Here is a 14,596-nt window from a genome sequence, read left to right as displayed (position 1 = left end):
CGGTATGACATCGGATCGACGGACGACGAAACTTCTGTCACAGGGCACCGGGTGGTCTCTGGCACACTGGAGACATGTACGGCAACGACTTCGGCGAGGGCGCCGACCAGCAGACGCCGCTCAACGCCACCGAGACCGAGGACTACCAGCAGGCGCTGGCCGAGCACATGGCCTACTTCGACCGGCTGGTCGCCGACGACCAGCGGATCGAGCCGCGCGACGCGATGCCGGAGGCCTACCGCAAGACCCTGATCCGGCAGATCGCCCAGCACGCGCACTCGGAGATCATCGGCATGCAGCCGGAGGGCAACTGGATCTCCCGGGCCCCCAGCCTGCGCCGCAAGGCGATCCTCATGGCCAAGGTGCAGGACGAGGCCGGGCACGGGCTCTACCTCTACTCCGCCGCCGAGACGCTCGGCGTGGACCGGTCGGAGCTGCTCGACAAGCTGCACTCGGGGCAGCAGAAGTACTCCTCGATCTTCAACTACCCGACCCTGACGTGGGCCGACGTGGGGGCGATCGGCTGGTTGGTCGACGGCGCCGCGATCATGAACCAGGTGCCGCTGTGCCGCTGCTCCTACGGCCCCTACGCCCGGGCGATGGTGCGCGTGTGCAAGGAGGAGTCCTTCCATCAGCGCCAGGGGTTCGAGATCCTCTGGACGCTGTCGAAGGGCACCGAGGCCCAGCGGGCGATGCTGCAGGACGCGGCCGACCGCTGGTGGTGGCCCGCCCTGATGATGTTCGGCCCCCCCGACTCGGGCGAGAAGGCCACCCAGGGCCACACGGCGCAGTCGATGGCGTGGGGCATCAAGCGGTTCACCAACGACGACCTGCGCCAGCGGTTCGTCGACATGACGGTGCCGCAGGCCCACAAGCTGGGCATCGTCCTGCCCGATGCCGACCTGCGCTGGAACGAGGAGCGCGGGCACTGGGACTTCGGCGACATCGACTGGGACGAGTTCTGGCGCGTGCTCAAGGGCGACGGTCCCTGCAACGAACAGCGCATCGCCACCCGCGTGGCCGCCCACGAGGACGGCGCCTGGGTCCGCGAGGCGGCCGCCGTCCACGCCGGGAAGGTCGCCGCCCGGGCGGAGCAGGGAGCGGTGGCATGAGCTCGACCTGGCCGCTGTGGGAGGTCTTCGTCCGCGCCCGCCGGGGCCTGTCGCACGCGCACGTGGGCTCGTTGCACGCCCCCGACGCCGAGATGGCCCTGCGCAACGCCCGGGACCTCTACACCCGTCGGCAGGAGGGCGTCTCCATCTGGGTCGTGGCCTCGGAGGACATCACCGCCTCCAGCCCCGACGAGCGGGACAGCTTCTTCGACCCGGCCGCGGACAAGGTCTACCGGCACCCGACGTTCTACGACGTCCCCGAGGACGTGGAGTACCTGTGAGCGGCCTGCACACCGCCTACCTCCTCGGCCTGGGCGACGACGCGCTGATCTACGCCCAGCGGCTGGGGGAGTGGCTCACCCACGCCCCCCAGATCGAGGAGGACATGGCGCTGGGCAACGTGGGGCTGGACCTGCTCGGCCAGGCGCGGGCGCTGCTGACCCGCGCCGGCGAGGTCGAGGGCGCGGACCCGCCCCGCGACGAGGACGACCTGGCGATGCTGCGCGACGAGCGGGAGTTCCGCAACGTCCAGCTCGTCGAGCAGCCCCGGGGCGACTTCGCCTCCGAGATGGCGCGGATGCTGTGGTTCTCCAGCTACCAGTGCGAGCTCTACGCGCGGCTGGTCGACTCCGCCGACGAGACGCTGGCCGGGGTGGCCCGCAAGGCGGTCAAGGAGGTCGACTACCACCGCGACCACGCCACCCAGTGGGTGCTGCGGCTGGGCGACGGCACCGACGAGAGCCACGCCCGCATGCAGGCCGCCCTCGAGGCGGTCCAGCCCTACGTCGCCGAGCTGGGCGAGGACCACGACGCCGCCCGCTGGGCCGCGGACCAGGGGATCGGCGTCCTGCCGTCCAGCCTCGCGGAGCCGGTGACCACGGCGGTGCACGAGGTCCTCGGGCGGGCCACGCTCACCGTGCCCGACGCCCCCCGCTGGCACGCCCGCGGCGGACGGGAGGGCCTGCACTCCGAGGCCATGGGTTTCCTGCTGGCCGAGATGCAGCACATCGCGCGCAGCCACCCCGGCGCCACCTGGTGAGGGGAGGTGCCGCGGGTATGACGTCACGCACCGGCACCGGCACCGCCCGCCCGGACCTCGACGAGGTCGAACGGGCCGTCCGTGCCGTGCCCGACCCCGAGATCCCGGTCATCAGCATCGACGACCTGGGCGTCGTCCGGGAGGTCGAGCGGGTCGACACCCCGCAGGGTCCGGGGCTGCGGGTGACGATCACCCCGACCTACTCCGGGTGCCCCGCGATGCGGGTCATGGAGGAGGACGTGGTCGCCGCGGGCGCCCGCGCCGGCGTGCCGGTCGAGGTGGTCACCCGGCTCGCGCCGGCCTGGACCACCGACTGGATGAGCGAGCAGGGGCGTGAGCAGCTGCTGCGCTTCGGCATCGCCCCGCCCACCGGTCAGCGGGCCCACGGGCCGGTCCCGGTGGGGCTGTCCGTGCGACAGGTGGCCTGCCCCCGGTGCGGGTCGACCGAGACCGAGGAGCTGGCCCGGTTCGGCTCCACCGCCTGCAAGGCGCTGCGGCGGTGCCTGTCCTGCCGCGAGCCGTTCGACGAGTTCAAGACGATCTAGACGCACGCACGGAGGGTCCCCCCCGTGCCCCCGCACCGACCGACACGCCATACCCCGGTCCAGCCCCCACAAGGAGAGCCCGTTGGCCCTGATCCAGCAGCCGACCCGTCGGCGTGCCGCCTTCCACGACCTGACCGTCACCCGCGTCGACCGGCTCACCGACGACGCGGTGGCCATCAGCTTCGCCGTGCCGGAGGAGCTGCGCGAGGAGTTCGACTTCCGGCCCGGGCAGCACCTGACCGTGCGGGCCACCGTCGACGGTCAGGACGTGCGCCGGTCCTACTCCTGCTGCATCTCCCGGGCCGAGTCCCGTCGTCGGGGCGAGGTCCGGGTCGCCTCGGCCCGCGTGCCCGGCGGGGTGATGTCCACCTGGCTCAACGAGCACGTCCGGCCCGGGGACACCCTGCAGGTGATGAGCCCCCTCGGCTCGTTCGTGTGCCCCACCGACCCCGCGACCGCCCGGCACCACGTCGCCGTCGCCGCCGGCTCGGGCATCACCCCGGTGCTGTCGCTGCTGACCACGGCGCTGGAGGAGGAGCCGGACTCGCGGGCCACGCTGGTCTTCGGCAACCGGCGCACGGACTCGATCATGTTCCTCGAGGAGCTGATGGACCTGAAGAACCGCTTCCCGGGGCGGTTCACCCTCTTCACCGTGCTCTCCCGGGAGCGGCAGGACCTGGAGCTGTTCACCGGGCGGATCGACCGCGAGAAGTTCGAGGAGCTGCTGGCCACGTTCGTGCCCGAGGACGAGGTCGACGAGTGGTACCTGTGCGGTCCGTTCGGCATGGTCGAGAGCACCCGGGCCGTCCTGGCCGAGCGGGGGGTGGACCCCGAGCACGTGCACCACGAGATCTTCCACGTCGACGACAGCGGCGGCATCGCGCCGCCACCCGTCGTCGAGCCGGTCGACCCCGGTGCGCCGCCGGAGGCCGTCGTCAGCGTGACGCTGGACGGGCGCACGACCACGGTGCCCATGTCCACGCGGGCCGAGTCGATCCTCGACGCCACCCTGCGCGAGCGCCCGGACGCGCCCTTCTCCTGCACCGGCGGCGTCTGCGGCACCTGCCGCGCCAAGGTGCTCGACGGGGAGGTCCGGATGGACCGCAACTACGCCCTCGAGCCCGACGAGGTCGAGCGGGGCTACCGCCTCATGTGCCAGTCGCACCCGGTCTCGGACACCGTGACGATCGACTACGACGCCTGAGAACGGTCCCGACGTCCGGGCGGGGACGGACCCGTCTCAGGCACCCGGGAGGGAGGCGCTGCCCGCCCCCGGGACGGGCCGCCGTCCCGCCCGGGACGGTGCCCACGCGATCCGGCGGAGCGGGTCCAGCGGACGCAGCTCGGGCGGCACCCGGCCGGTGACGATCTGCTCCGCGAGCAGGTGTCCGGTGACCGGCCCCAGGGTGATGCCCCACATGCCGTGCCCGCCCGCGACGAAGACGCGCTCGGAGGTGGTCCGTCCGACGAGCGGCAGCCCGTCGGCGGTGACGGGCCGCGACCCGACCCACTCGTCCTGACGGTCGTCCAGGGGGATCCCCGCCAGCATCGGCCGGACGGAGTCGACGATGGCCCGGATCCGCCGGGGGTCCAGCGGCTCGTCGGGCCGGCGGAACTCCATCATCCCGGCCACCCGGACCCGGTCGCCCAGCGGCGTCACCGCGACCCGGGCCTCGGGCAGGTAGAGCGGACCCGCGGGCACCCGCTCGGGTTCGACGCTGAAGGAGTAGCCCCGGCCGGCCTGCACGACGTGCCGGACCCCGAACGGTGCGACGAGGTCGCCCAACCAGGCGCCCGTGGCGACGACGACGGCGTCGTAGCGGCCGGCGCCCCCGTCGTCCGTGCCCCGGCTGCCACGGTCGTCCGTGCCCCGGCTGCCACCGTCTCCCGTGCCCCGGCTGTCACCGTCGTGCCCGCCACCTGCCTGCTCACCCCTCCGGGTCCGCAGCTCGACGTGGTCGCCCCGGTCCACCAGCCCGGTCACCTCGGCCCGCGTCAGCAGGGAGCCGCCCCGGTGCCGCACGGAGTCCGCGAGGGCCGCCACGAACCGGACCGGGTCGAGGAAGCGCTGACCCCGGATGAGCACGGCGGCCTCGACCGCCTCGGACACGGCCGGCTCGCGCCGGCGGGCCTCCTGGCCGGAGATCAGCTCATGGTCGACGTGCCCGCCGGCACGGGCGATGTGCCGGAACTCGTCCAGCAGCACCTTGACGTGCCGCACGTCGGTGTAGCAGGCCATCAGCGGGTCGGCGTCCCGCACCGTGCCGTCGACGCCGTGCTCGACGAGGTGGTCGAACGCGTCCAGCGCGCGGTCGTTGAGGGGGAGCAGGGACCGCATGGCCCTCTCCCAGCGGCCCATGGTGCTGTGCCGCACGAACCCGCCGACGAACCGGAGCAGCTGCGGATCGGCCCGGGGCGGGAGGTAGACCGGTGACCCCGGGTTCACCAGGGCCCGGACGCCGTAGCGCAGCACGGCCGGCTCGGGCAGGGGGGTGGCCATCGCCGGGGTGAGCCAGCCCGCGTTGCCCCAGGAGGCACCGGCGGCGACCCCCTCGCGGTCCAGGACGGTGACCTCGACCCCGTGCGCCTGCAGGTGCCAGGCCGTCGCCAGCCCGACCATCCCGGCGCCGACGACGGCGACCCTTCGCGTGCCCGACATCCGACCTCCTCGTCGACCCTTCGTCGCCCCATCGTGGCACCCGGCCGTGACGGACCCCGAGCCGGGTCCGGAGCCGGTGCGGGGACCCGGCCGGTCGGTCGGGGAACCGGCGCTCAGCCGCGCAGCGCGTGCCAGGCCACCCCGATCTCGCCGAGCAGCTCGCGCAGCAGCGGCAGGCTCACCCCGACGACGGCGTGGTAGTCGCCCTCGATGCCGCGCACGTAGGGCCCGCCCAGCCCGTCGACGGTGAACGCCCCGGCCACGTGCAGGGGCTCGCCCGTGGCGACGTAGGCGTCGACCTCCTCGTCGTCGAGGTCGGCGAAGTGGACGACGGTGGACGCGGTCGCACCCAGGGTGGCCCCTGTCCCGCCCTCGCGGTTGTCGACGACCCAGTGGCCGGTGTGCAGCGTGCCGGACCGGCCCCGCATGCGGCGCCACCGCTCGGTGGCCGTGGGAGCGTCGGCGGGCTTGCCGTAGGTCTCCCCGTCCAGCTCGAGCACGGAGTCGCAACCCAGGACGAGGGCGTCGGGGTCCTGCTGTCCCACGACCGCCTCGCACTTGGCCCGCGCGAGGGTGAGCGCCACGTCGGCGGGCGGGAGCACGCCATACCTCTCCTGCGCCCGGGCGAGGGCGGCGTCCTCGTCCACCCCCGAGACCACCACCTCCGGTTCCACGCCCGCGCTCGCCAGGCTGGCCCGGCGCGCGGGGGAGGCGGAGGCCAGCACGAGCGGGACGGAGAGGCTCACAGCTCGCCCAGGACGGCCGCCCGCAGGGTGTCCAGCCCGACGCCGCCGATGTCGAGGGCCCGCCGGTGGAAGGCCTTGAGGTCGAAGTCCGCCCCCTCGCGGCGCCTGGCCCCGTCGCGCAGCTCCAGCCACAGCCGTTCGCCCACCTTGTAGGACGGGGCCTGCCCGGGCCAGCCCAGGTACCGGTCGAGCTCGAAGCGGACGAACCCCTCGTCCATGTTGACGTGGTTGTTGAGGAACTCCCAGGCCTTGTCGTAGGTCCACGCACCGCCGCCGACCTCCTTCGGCGCCTCGAAGCCGCAGTGCACGCCGATGTCGAGCACGACGCGGGCGGCCCGCAGGGACTGGCCGTCCAGCAGCCCCAGCCGGTCGCCCGGGTCGTCCATGTAGCCCAGGTCGGCCATCAGCCACTCGCTGTAGAGCGCCCAGCCCTCGGCGTGCCCGGACGTCCCGGAGGCGAGCCGGCGCCAGCGGTTGAGCAGCTCGGAGCGGTAGACGGTCTGCCCGATCTGCAGGTGGTGGCCCGGGACGCCCTCGTGGTAGACGGTCGTCAGCTCGCGCCAGGTGGAGAACCGGGTGACCCCCTGGGGCACCGACCACCACATCCGCCCGGGCCGGGAGAAGTCCTCCGAGGGGCCGGTGTAGTAGATCCCGCCCGTCTGGCTGGGGGCGATCATGCACTCGATCCGGCGCACGGGCCCGGGGACGTCGAAGTGGCTGCCGGCCAGGTTGGCAACCGCCTCGTCGGCCTTGACCTGCATCCACCCGCGCAGCGCCTCGGTGCCCTCGAGCTGGTATGCCGGGTCGTCGTCGAGGATCTGCACCGCCTCCTTGACGGTGGCGCCGGGGCGGATCTGCTCGGCCGTCTCCTCCATCATCCGGGTGATGCGGGCCAGCTCCTCCTGGCCCCAGACGTAGGTCTCCTCCAGGTCGATGACCGCCCCGAGGAAGCTGCGGGAGCGCAGGGAGTACAGCTCCCTTCCGCAGGCGTCGGACTCGGGAGCCTGGGGAGCCAGCTCGTCCAGGAACGTGGCCAGGGCGCCGAAGGCGGCCTTGGCCGAGCCGGCCGCCGCCGCCAGGAGGCCACGCACCTCCTCCGGCTGCTCGGCCGCCTCCTCCAGGAGGGCGTCGTAGGTGCTAGTGCCCTCCTCGGCCTGGTCCCGGCACTGCTCCGCGACCCTGACCACCTGGCGACGTGGCGCGACCTGGCCCTGCTCGGCCGACCAGGTCAGGGCGGAGGCGAACTGCTCCAGGGCCCGGGGGACGTTGTCGAGCCGCGCGGCGACGGTGCGCCAGTGCTCCTCGGTCTCCTTGCCCATGAGGTCGAAGATGTCGCGGACGTCCTGGGGCGCGGACGCGATGACGTTGAGGTCCACCGGAGCGCGACCACCCAGGACGAGGTCGAGCTCCTCGACCTCCAGGCCGAGCCGCTCGCGGAGCGCGGAGACCGTCACCCTGTCGGTGTCGTCCTGGGGCTCGAGCCGGTCGAGCTGCTCCAGGGTGGTGGTGCACAGGTCCCGCCGGGCGCGCAGCCCCTCGATCGAGAGGTCGTCGATCCGGTCGTCGGCGCCGGGCACCCCCAGGTAGGTCGCCTCCATCGGGCTGAGGGCCACCGCCGCGTCGAGGTGGGCCTCGGCCAGGCGGTCGATGTCGGTCTGTGGGCGATTCTGCGAGGTCTCGTTCACGGGGCCGACGCTACCCCCAGGGGTCGTGGGGACGGCAGGAGGTCTGCGGCGCGGACCTCGCGGCGTGCCCGGGCGCATACCGTGTCGTCCATGACTGCGCGCGTCCGCTCCACCAACGTGGCCCACCCCAAGCCGGAACCGGGAGGCAAGCCCTACGCGACCGGGATCGACAAGCGCCCCGTCCCGGCGATCGAGGTCGCGCGTCCCGGGCCGAGCTACGGCGACGGCTCGGGGGTCGTCGGGGACCACGTGGGGGACGAGCGCCACCACGGCGGCGCCCACAAGGCGGTCTACGCCTACGCCCGGGAGGAGCTGGACCACTGGGAGGGTGAGCTGGCCCGCGGGCTCTCGGACGGCACCTTCGGGGAGAACCTCACCACCGAGGGCGTCGACCTGGAGAGCCTCCTGCTCAACCAGCGGCTGCGGGTGGGCGAGGAGGTCGTGCTGGAGGTGTCGGTGGCGCGCTCGCCGTGCTCCACGTTCGCCGGGCATCTCGGTGAGCGGGGCTGGGTGCGACGGTTCACCGAGCGTGGCCGGTGCGGCGTCTACCTGCGGGTCGTCGTCCCGGGGACGGTGCGGGCCGGCGACGAGATCGAGGTGCTCGCACCGCCGGACCACGACATCGACATGCGGGTGGCGTTCGCGGCGGCGATGGGGGACGACGCGGCGGCCGTCAAGGTGCTCGCCGCGTCCTGCCTGCCGGCGATGTACCACGAGAGGCTCGCCGCCCGCGTCCGCGCGAAGGGCTGAGGAGGCGCGCCATACGGCGGGTCGGCGCGGCAGGGCGAAGGCCCGCCAGCCGTCCGCTCAGCGCGGCAGGGCGAAGGCCCGCCAGCCGTCCGCTCAGCGCGGCAGGGCCGAGGCCCGCCAGCCGTCGGGACCGACGGCCGGACGGGGTCGGGCGAAGCGGGACCGCGCGGTCCAGAGGGTCCGGCGGTGGGGGCCGTCGCCGGACCCCCCGTCGCCCGAGCCGGCAGCAGCAAGCACCACGGCCAGGGCCGCCACCTGCTCGGGGGTGGGGTTGCCGCGCTCGACCCGGATGACCCCGGTCCCGGCCGGCACGCCCTCGCCCGCGGTCGCGTCGTCCCCCGCGGTCCGGTCCTCACCCGCGGTCGGCCCGCCGCTCACAGGGGGATGTTCCCGTGCTTGCGCGGTGCCCGGTTGGACCGCTTGGAGCGCAGGTGGCGCAGCGCCCTGGCCACCTGCACCCGGGTCTGGGACGGCTCGATGACCGCGTCGACGTACCCGCGCTCGGCCGCCACGTAGGGGTTGGCCAGGGTGTCCTCGTACTCCTGGATCCGGCGCTGACGCTCGGCCTCGACGTCCCCGCCCTCGGCGGCGACCGTGGCCAGCTCGCGCCGGTAGAGGATGTTCGCGGCCCCCTGGGCCCCCATGACCGCGATCTGCGCCGTCGGCCAGGCCAGGTTGACGTCGGCCCCCAGGTGCTTGGATCCCATGACGTCGTAGGCGCCGCCGTAGGCCTTGCGCGTGATGACCGTGACGAGCGGCACCGTCGCCTCGGCGTAGGCGTAGAGCAGCTTGGCCCCGCGCCGGATGATGCCGCCGAACTCCTGGTCGGTGCCGGGCAGGAACCCGGGCACGTCGACGAAGGTGAGGATCGGCAGGTTGAACGCGTCGCACGTGCGCACGAACCGGGCGGCCTTCTCCGAGGCGTCGATGTCCAGGGTCCCGGCCAGCTGCATCGGCTGGTTGGCCACGATGCCCACCGACCGGCCCTCGACCCGGCCGAACCCGACCACGATGTTGGGCGCGAACAGCTCCTGGACCTCCAGGAAGTCGCCGTCGTCGACCACGGTCCTGATCGCGGTCTTGATGTCGTAGGGCACGTTGGGGGAGTCCGGCACGAGGGTGTCCAGGGCCTCGTCCTCGGCGTCGACCTCCTCGTCCACCTCGGCGTCGAAGGCCGGCGGGTCCTCGAGGTTGTTCTGCGGCAGGAAGCCGAGCAGCTCCTTGACGTAGTCGAGCGCGTCGTCCTCGTCGCTGGCCATGTAGTGCGCCACGCCGGAGGTCGAGTTGTGCGTGCGGGCCCCGCCCAGCTCCTCGAAGGTCACGTCCTCCCCGGTGACCGTCTTGATGACGTCCGGCCCGGTGATGAACATGTGCGAGGTCTGGTCGACCATGACGACGAAGTCGGTGATCGCCGGGGAGTAGACCGCGCCGCCCGCGCACGGACCCAGAACGAGCGAGATCTGGGGGATGACCCCGGAGGCGTCGACGTTGCGGCGGAAGATCTCGGCGTACAGGCCCAGGGCGACCACGCCCTCCTGGATGCGGGCCCCGCCGGAGTCGTTGATCCCCACGACCGGGCAGCCGATCTTCATCGCCAGGTCCATGACCTTGACGATCTTCTCGCCGAAGACCTCGCCCAGCGACCCCCCGAAGACGGTGAAGTCCTGGGAGAAGACCGCGACCGGCCGGCCGTCGATCGTCCCGTACCCGGTGATGACCCCGTCCCCGTAGGGCCGGTTCCGCTCCTGCCCGAACGCGGTCGAGCGGTGCCGCGCCAGGGCGTCCAGCTCGGTGAAGCTCCCATCGTCCAGCAGGGCCTCGACCCGCTCGCGGGCGGTCTTCTTGCCCCGGGCGTGCTGCTTCTCCACGGCCTTGGCGGATCCGGCGTGCACGGCGTCGTCGACCCGGGCGCGCAGGTCGGCGAGCCGGCCGGCGGTCGTGCGCAGGTCGGGCCCCTCGCTGCTGCTCTCGCCGGTCGGGTCGGCGCTGACGGTCTCACTCATGGGTCCGAACCTACCCTTGACCGCATGAGCGTCGTGCGATGGGCCGCACCCGAGCGGCACGAGTCGATCGGCTCCACCAACACCGAGGCCCTGGCGGCTCCACGGCCCGGCCGGGTCGTCGTCGCCGACCACCAGAGCGAGGGCCGGGGGCGGCGAGGACGGCGCTGGGACTCCCCGCCCGGGAGGGGTATGGCGATCAGCGCCGTGGTCCCGCCCGTGCCCCCCGGGTCGATGGGCTGGCTCCCCCTCGTCGCCGGCCTGGCGCTCGTGCGGGCGCTGACCGAGAGCCGGTGGCCGGTACCGGCGGCCCTCAAGTGGCCCAACGACGTGCTGGCGCTCCTGCGCGGCCCGGACGTATCGCGCACCCCGGACCCTTCCCAGCAGCCCGTCCGCACCACCGACGACGGCCGGGCGTGGGGCAAGGTCGCCGGGATCCTGACCCAGGTGGCGGACGCCCCTGCCCGCGCCGTCGTCGTCGGCACGGGCCTGAACGTCGACCACGCGTCGGACGAGCTGCCCGTCCCCACGGCCACCTCGTGGCGGCTGGCCCGCGGCGGCGCCCCGCTGCCCGAGGATGCCCGGACGGACCTGCTCGAGCACTACCTGCACCACCTGGCCGACCTGCACGGGCGGCTCGCCGAGGGGGACGTCGCGGGAGTGGGGGCCGTGCGCACGGCATACCTCGAGCACTGCCTCACGGTCGGGCGCCCGGTGCTGGTGCACCGGCCCGACGGAGGCCGCACCCGGGGGACCGCCGTGAGCGTCGATCCCGACGGAGCCCTCGTGGTCGAGGGACCGGAGGGCCGCAGCGTGCACCACGCCGGCGACGTGGAGCACGTCCGGCCGGGGTGAGCCAGCGGGTCACCCGCGGTCGGGGCGGCGCCGGACGCTACCCTGCCAGCCATGGACGCACCCACGATGCTGCAGGTCACCCGGCACGGGGAGGACGGTCACGTGGTCGAGGTGGCCCTCGACCGGCCCGCCGCGATGAACGCGATCAGCACCGACCTCTCCCGCGAGATCACCGCGACGATGACCGGGCTCGCAGCCGACGACGGCGTGCGCGCCGTGGTCGTCACCAGCACCTCCCCCCGGGCCTTCTGCGTCGGTGCCGACCTCAAGGAGCGCAACGGCTTCACGGACGCCCAGATGATGGACCACCGGCTGGTCACCCGGAAGGCCTACCGGGCCGTGCTCGACCTGCCCGTGCCGGCCGTCGCGGCGGTCGAGGGTTATGCCCTCGGGGGCGGGCTGGAGATCGCGCTCAGCTGCGACCTCGTCGTGGCCGGCGAGGAGGCGACCGTCGGCCTGCCCGAGGTCGGCGTCGGGGTGGTGCCCGGCGGCGGGGGCACCCAGCTGGTCACCCGCAGGGTGGGGTGGTCCCGGGCCGCGTCGATGATCTTCACCGGTCGACGGATGACGGCCCGGGAGGGTCACGAGCTCGGCGTCCTGGACGAGCTCGTGACCGCCGGCACCGCGCGCGACCGCGCCCTGGAGCTGGCGACGCTGATCGCCGGCAACTCCCCCGTGGCCGTGCGCAACGCCAAGCGCGCGATGCGCCTGGGCATGGGGGCCGACCTCGCCGCCGGGCTGGAGATCGAGGACGGGGCCTGGCGCGCCACGGCCTTCAGCGGCGACCGTGCGGAGGGCGTGGCCGCCTTCGCCGAGAAGCGCACCCCCCGGTGGCCGGGGCGCTGAGCCCCCGACCCAGCGCATACTGTTCTGTCCGGGTGCCCGTCGGGCGCCGGACCGACGGGAGGAGGACGACGTGAGCACCAAGGTGCTGCTGGCCGAGGACGACCCCACGATCTCGGAACCGCTGGCGCGGGCCCTGCGACGCGAGGGGTACGAGGTCACCGTCGCCGAGGACGGCCGCGCCGCCCTGACCGAGGGCTCGCGCACCGGCGTCTACGACCTGCTCGTGCTCGACCTGGGGCTGCCCCGGCTCGACGGCCTGGCCGTCTGCCGCGGGCTGCGGGACGCCGGCATCGGGATCCCCGTGCTGATGCTGACCGCCCGCACCGAGGAGATCGACACCGTCGTGGGGCTGGACGCCGGAGCCGACGACTACGTGAGCAAGCCGTTCCGGCTCGGCGAGCTGCTCGCCCGCGTCCGGGCGCTGCTGCGGCGCGGCCCGGAACCGCCGACGCGCCCCTCGCCGGGGTCGCTGCGCATCGACGTCGACGCCCGGCGGGTGTTCCTCCACGACGAGGAGGTCCGCCTGACGACCAAGGAGTTCGACCTGCTCCGCGTCCTCATGCGCGAGGAGGGCCGTGTCGTCCCCCGCGAGGTGCTCATGCGCGAGGTGTGGGACAGCTGGTACGGCTCGACCAAGACCCTGGACATGCACGTCTCGGTGCTGCGCCGCAAGATCGGCGACGACGCCCACGACCCGCGCTACATCGTCACCGTCCGCGGGGTGGGCTTCCGCTTCCAGAACGACCCCCAGGACTGAGGCCGCGCCGTGCGGGCGGTCTTCCGCGAGCTCGCCCGACGGGTCGCCCTGTCCGTGCTGGGGGTCGTCTCCGGGGTCTTGGTCGCGATCGGCTGGATCCTGGCGCAGGTCCAGAGCGCGACCGGGGGTGAGCCCGGCGGGCTGCCCTGGTGGGGCCTGCTCATCGCCACCGTGTCCGGTGCGCTCGCGGTCGTCGGCATCAGCTTCCCCCTGGCCCGCCACCAGGCCGACCACGTCGGCGAGACGGTGATCGACCCCCTGCGCCGGCTGGCCCACCGGGCCGACGAGATGGCCTCCGGAGGGTTCGCCCTGGACCCCGAGGCCCGGCCGGGCCGGTTCGTGGAGCCGGGCCCGTGGCCCCAGAGCGTCCCCGAGATCGACGCGATCGTGCGGGAGGTGGACCGCCACCACACCACCTTCGCCCGGGCACTGGTGTCCGAGCGCTCCTTCGCCGCCGACGCCTCCCACCAGCTGCGCACCCCCCTGGCCGCGCTCCTCCTGCGGCTGGAGGAGATCGCCCAGGCCGATGACGCCGCGGTCGCCAGGCACGAGGCGGACATCGCCATCAGCCAGGTCGAACGGCTGACCGGGGTGGTGGACGAGCTGCTGCGCCGCACCCGCGTGGGGCACGCCTCGGGGGGCGGGCTCTCCTCCGTGGACCAGGTGCTCGCCGGCCTGGACGCCGAGTGGACGCCGGCCCTGGAGGAGGAGGGCCGCGAGATCGTCCTCACCAGCGAGCGCGGCATGATCGTCGAGGCGAGCGCGTCCTCCCTGTCGCAGGTGCTCAACACCCTGGTCGAGAACTCGCTCCTGCACGGGGCCGGCACGGTCCACGTGCACGCCGGCCGCTCCGGACCCTCCGCGGTCTTCACCGTCGCCGACGAGGGGGCGGGCATCGCGCTGGAGATGTCCCGCTCGGTCTTCGACCGGGCGGTGACCACCGGCGGCGGCACCGGCCTGGGCCTGGCCGTCGCCCGCGAGACGGCCGAGTCGCTCGGCGGACGGCTGGAGCTCACCCGGCTGGCTCCGCCGATGTTCTCCCTCTACCTGACCCTGGCCGAGATGCCCTGAGCCGCCGCCCGGCGGGCCTCGCGCTCCTCCTCGGCGAGCTCCTCGCGGAAGACGAACGTGCGGTAGGCCCAGAACCGGAACAGCGTGCCCAGCGCGAGCCCGATGCCGTTGGCGGCCACGTTGTCGGCCAGCTGGCTGTCCAGCCCCAGCACGTAGCGGGAGATCGCCAGGCAGGCCAGCGCGATGCCCAGGCCGACGGCGTTGAAGAGGACGAACAGGACCAGCTCGCGGCCCATCGCCTCGCTGCGCCGCCGCCGGAAGGTCCACCACCGGTTGCCCATCCAGGAGAACATCGTCGCCACGCTCGTGGACAGGACCTTGCCCAGCAGCGGGGCGCCGGCCAGCGGTCCCTCCGTCAGGCCCGGCAGCCCGAACACCAGCAGGTTGTACAGCGTCGTGTCCAGCACGAACGCGACCGCGCCCACGGTGCCGAACTTGGCGACCTCGGCCACGAGGGACCGCCACGCCGCGCGCAGGCGGGCGGCCACGGAGGGTCGGGCGGAGGGCACCGCGGGAGTCTACGCAACCGAA

The 14,596-nt window shown here is 73.8% G+C and carries 16 protein-coding genes; 10 read left to right on the top strand and 6 right to left on the bottom strand.

The window, feature by feature from the left end:
* Positions 1–74 precede the first annotated feature (74 nt).
* From paaA to paaE, 5 genes are all read left to right on the top strand, one after another.
* Positions 75–1,112 (top strand): 1,2-phenylacetyl-CoA epoxidase subunit PaaA, encoded by a 1,038-nt coding sequence (gene paaA / locus ACWHYA_RS00575; RefSeq protein WP_425939843.1) that lies wholly within the window; start codon positions 75–77, stop codon positions 1,110–1,112.
* Positions 1,109–1,393, top strand: coding sequence for a 1,2-phenylacetyl-CoA epoxidase subunit PaaB (paaB, locus tag ACWHYA_RS00570; RefSeq protein ID WP_425939845.1), 285 nt, complete (start codon positions 1,109–1,111; stop codon positions 1,391–1,393). The genes paaA and paaB overlap by 4 nt, the downstream gene beginning before the upstream one ends.
* Positions 1,390–2,151 (top strand): 1,2-phenylacetyl-CoA epoxidase subunit PaaC, encoded by a 762-nt coding sequence (paaC, locus tag ACWHYA_RS00565; RefSeq protein ID WP_425939847.1) that lies wholly within the window; start codon positions 1,390–1,392, stop codon positions 2,149–2,151. The genes paaB and paaC overlap by 4 nt, the downstream gene beginning before the upstream one ends.
* A 17-nt stretch (positions 2,152–2,168) precedes the next feature.
* Positions 2,169–2,696, top strand: coding sequence for a 1,2-phenylacetyl-CoA epoxidase subunit PaaD (gene paaD, locus ACWHYA_RS00560; protein ID WP_425939849.1), 528 nt, complete (start codon positions 2,169–2,171; stop codon positions 2,694–2,696).
* A gap of 82 nt (positions 2,697–2,778) precedes the next feature.
* Positions 2,779–3,900, top strand: a complete 1,122-nt coding sequence (paaE, locus tag ACWHYA_RS00555; protein WP_425939851.1) for a 1,2-phenylacetyl-CoA epoxidase subunit PaaE — start codon at positions 2,779–2,781, stop codon at positions 3,898–3,900.
* 36 nt (positions 3,901–3,936) lie between these two features.
* Here the strand turns inward: paaE and ACWHYA_RS00550 are convergent, their stop codons facing one another.
* From ACWHYA_RS00550 to ACWHYA_RS00540, 3 genes are all read right to left on the bottom strand, one after another.
* A complete protein-coding gene (locus ACWHYA_RS00550) occupies positions 3,937–5,355 on the bottom strand; it encodes an NAD(P)/FAD-dependent oxidoreductase (RefSeq protein ID WP_425939852.1) in 1,419 nt (472 codons plus the stop codon).
* Between the two features lie 113 nt (positions 5,356–5,468).
* On the bottom strand, positions 5,469–6,101 hold the full coding sequence (locus ACWHYA_RS00545; protein ID WP_425939854.1) for a Maf family protein: 633 nt from the start codon (positions 6,099–6,101) through the stop codon (positions 5,469–5,471).
* Positions 6,098–7,786: a DUF885 domain-containing protein gene (locus ACWHYA_RS00540; protein ID WP_425939856.1), complete on the bottom strand. Its 1,689-nt coding sequence runs from the start codon at positions 7,784–7,786 to the stop codon at positions 6,098–6,100. The genes ACWHYA_RS00545 and ACWHYA_RS00540 overlap by 4 nt, the downstream gene beginning before the upstream one ends.
* A 90-nt stretch (positions 7,787–7,876) precedes the next feature.
* Between ACWHYA_RS00540 and ACWHYA_RS00535 the strand changes: the two genes are divergently transcribed.
* Positions 7,877–8,536, top strand: coding sequence for an MOSC domain-containing protein (locus ACWHYA_RS00535; RefSeq protein WP_425939858.1), 660 nt, complete (start codon positions 7,877–7,879; stop codon positions 8,534–8,536).
* A 93-nt stretch (positions 8,537–8,629) separates the two neighbouring features.
* Here ACWHYA_RS00535 and ACWHYA_RS00530 read toward each other — a convergent pair whose 3' ends face one another.
* Both ACWHYA_RS00530 and ACWHYA_RS00525 read right to left on the bottom strand, forming a co-directional pair.
* The gene (locus ACWHYA_RS00530) at positions 8,630–8,914 is read right to left on the bottom strand and encodes an acyl-CoA carboxylase epsilon subunit (RefSeq protein WP_425939860.1); all 285 of its coding nucleotides are present in this window, start codon (positions 8,912–8,914) and stop codon (positions 8,630–8,632) included.
* Complete coding sequence (locus ACWHYA_RS00525) at positions 8,911–10,539, bottom strand: acyl-CoA carboxylase subunit beta (RefSeq protein ID WP_425939862.1); 1,629 nt, start codon at positions 10,537–10,539, stop codon at positions 8,911–8,913. The genes ACWHYA_RS00530 and ACWHYA_RS00525 overlap by 4 nt, the downstream gene beginning before the upstream one ends.
* 24 nt (positions 10,540–10,563) lie before the next feature.
* On the opposite strand from ACWHYA_RS00525, the gene ACWHYA_RS00520 reads away from it, so the two are divergent.
* The 4 genes from ACWHYA_RS00520 to ACWHYA_RS00505 all read left to right on the top strand — a co-directional run bounded on the left by ACWHYA_RS00520 (position 10,564) and on the right by ACWHYA_RS00505 (position 14,065).
* Positions 10,564–11,391: a biotin--[acetyl-CoA-carboxylase] ligase gene (locus ACWHYA_RS00520; protein ID WP_425939864.1), complete on the top strand. Its 828-nt coding sequence runs from the start codon at positions 10,564–10,566 to the stop codon at positions 11,389–11,391.
* A gap of 51 nt (positions 11,392–11,442) precedes the next feature.
* Positions 11,443–12,237, top strand: a complete 795-nt coding sequence (locus ACWHYA_RS00515) for an enoyl-CoA hydratase/isomerase family protein (RefSeq protein ID WP_425939866.1) — start codon at positions 11,443–11,445, stop codon at positions 12,235–12,237.
* Between the two features lie 70 nt (positions 12,238–12,307).
* Complete coding sequence (locus ACWHYA_RS00510) at positions 12,308–12,994, top strand: response regulator transcription factor (protein WP_425939868.1); 687 nt, start codon at positions 12,308–12,310, stop codon at positions 12,992–12,994.
* Positions 12,995–13,003: 9 nt separating this feature from the next.
* Positions 13,004–14,065 carry a sensor histidine kinase gene (locus tag ACWHYA_RS00505; protein WP_425939870.1) on the top strand — a complete coding sequence of 354 codons (1,062 nt, stop codon included), beginning with the start codon at positions 13,004–13,006 and terminating at the stop codon, positions 14,063–14,065.
* On the opposite strand, the gene ACWHYA_RS00500 is transcribed toward ACWHYA_RS00505, so the two are convergent.
* On the bottom strand, positions 14,038–14,574 hold the full coding sequence (locus ACWHYA_RS00500; RefSeq protein ID WP_425939872.1) for a GtrA family protein: 537 nt from the start codon (positions 14,572–14,574) through the stop codon (positions 14,038–14,040). The genes ACWHYA_RS00505 and ACWHYA_RS00500 overlap by 28 nt on opposite strands.
* Between the last annotated feature and the right edge of the window lie 22 nt (positions 14,575–14,596).

Source organism: Ornithinimicrobium carbonis (assembly GCF_977012275.1).
Note: the sequence above shows the minus strand (reverse complement) of the source record. Positions and strands in the feature narration are given on the sequence as shown.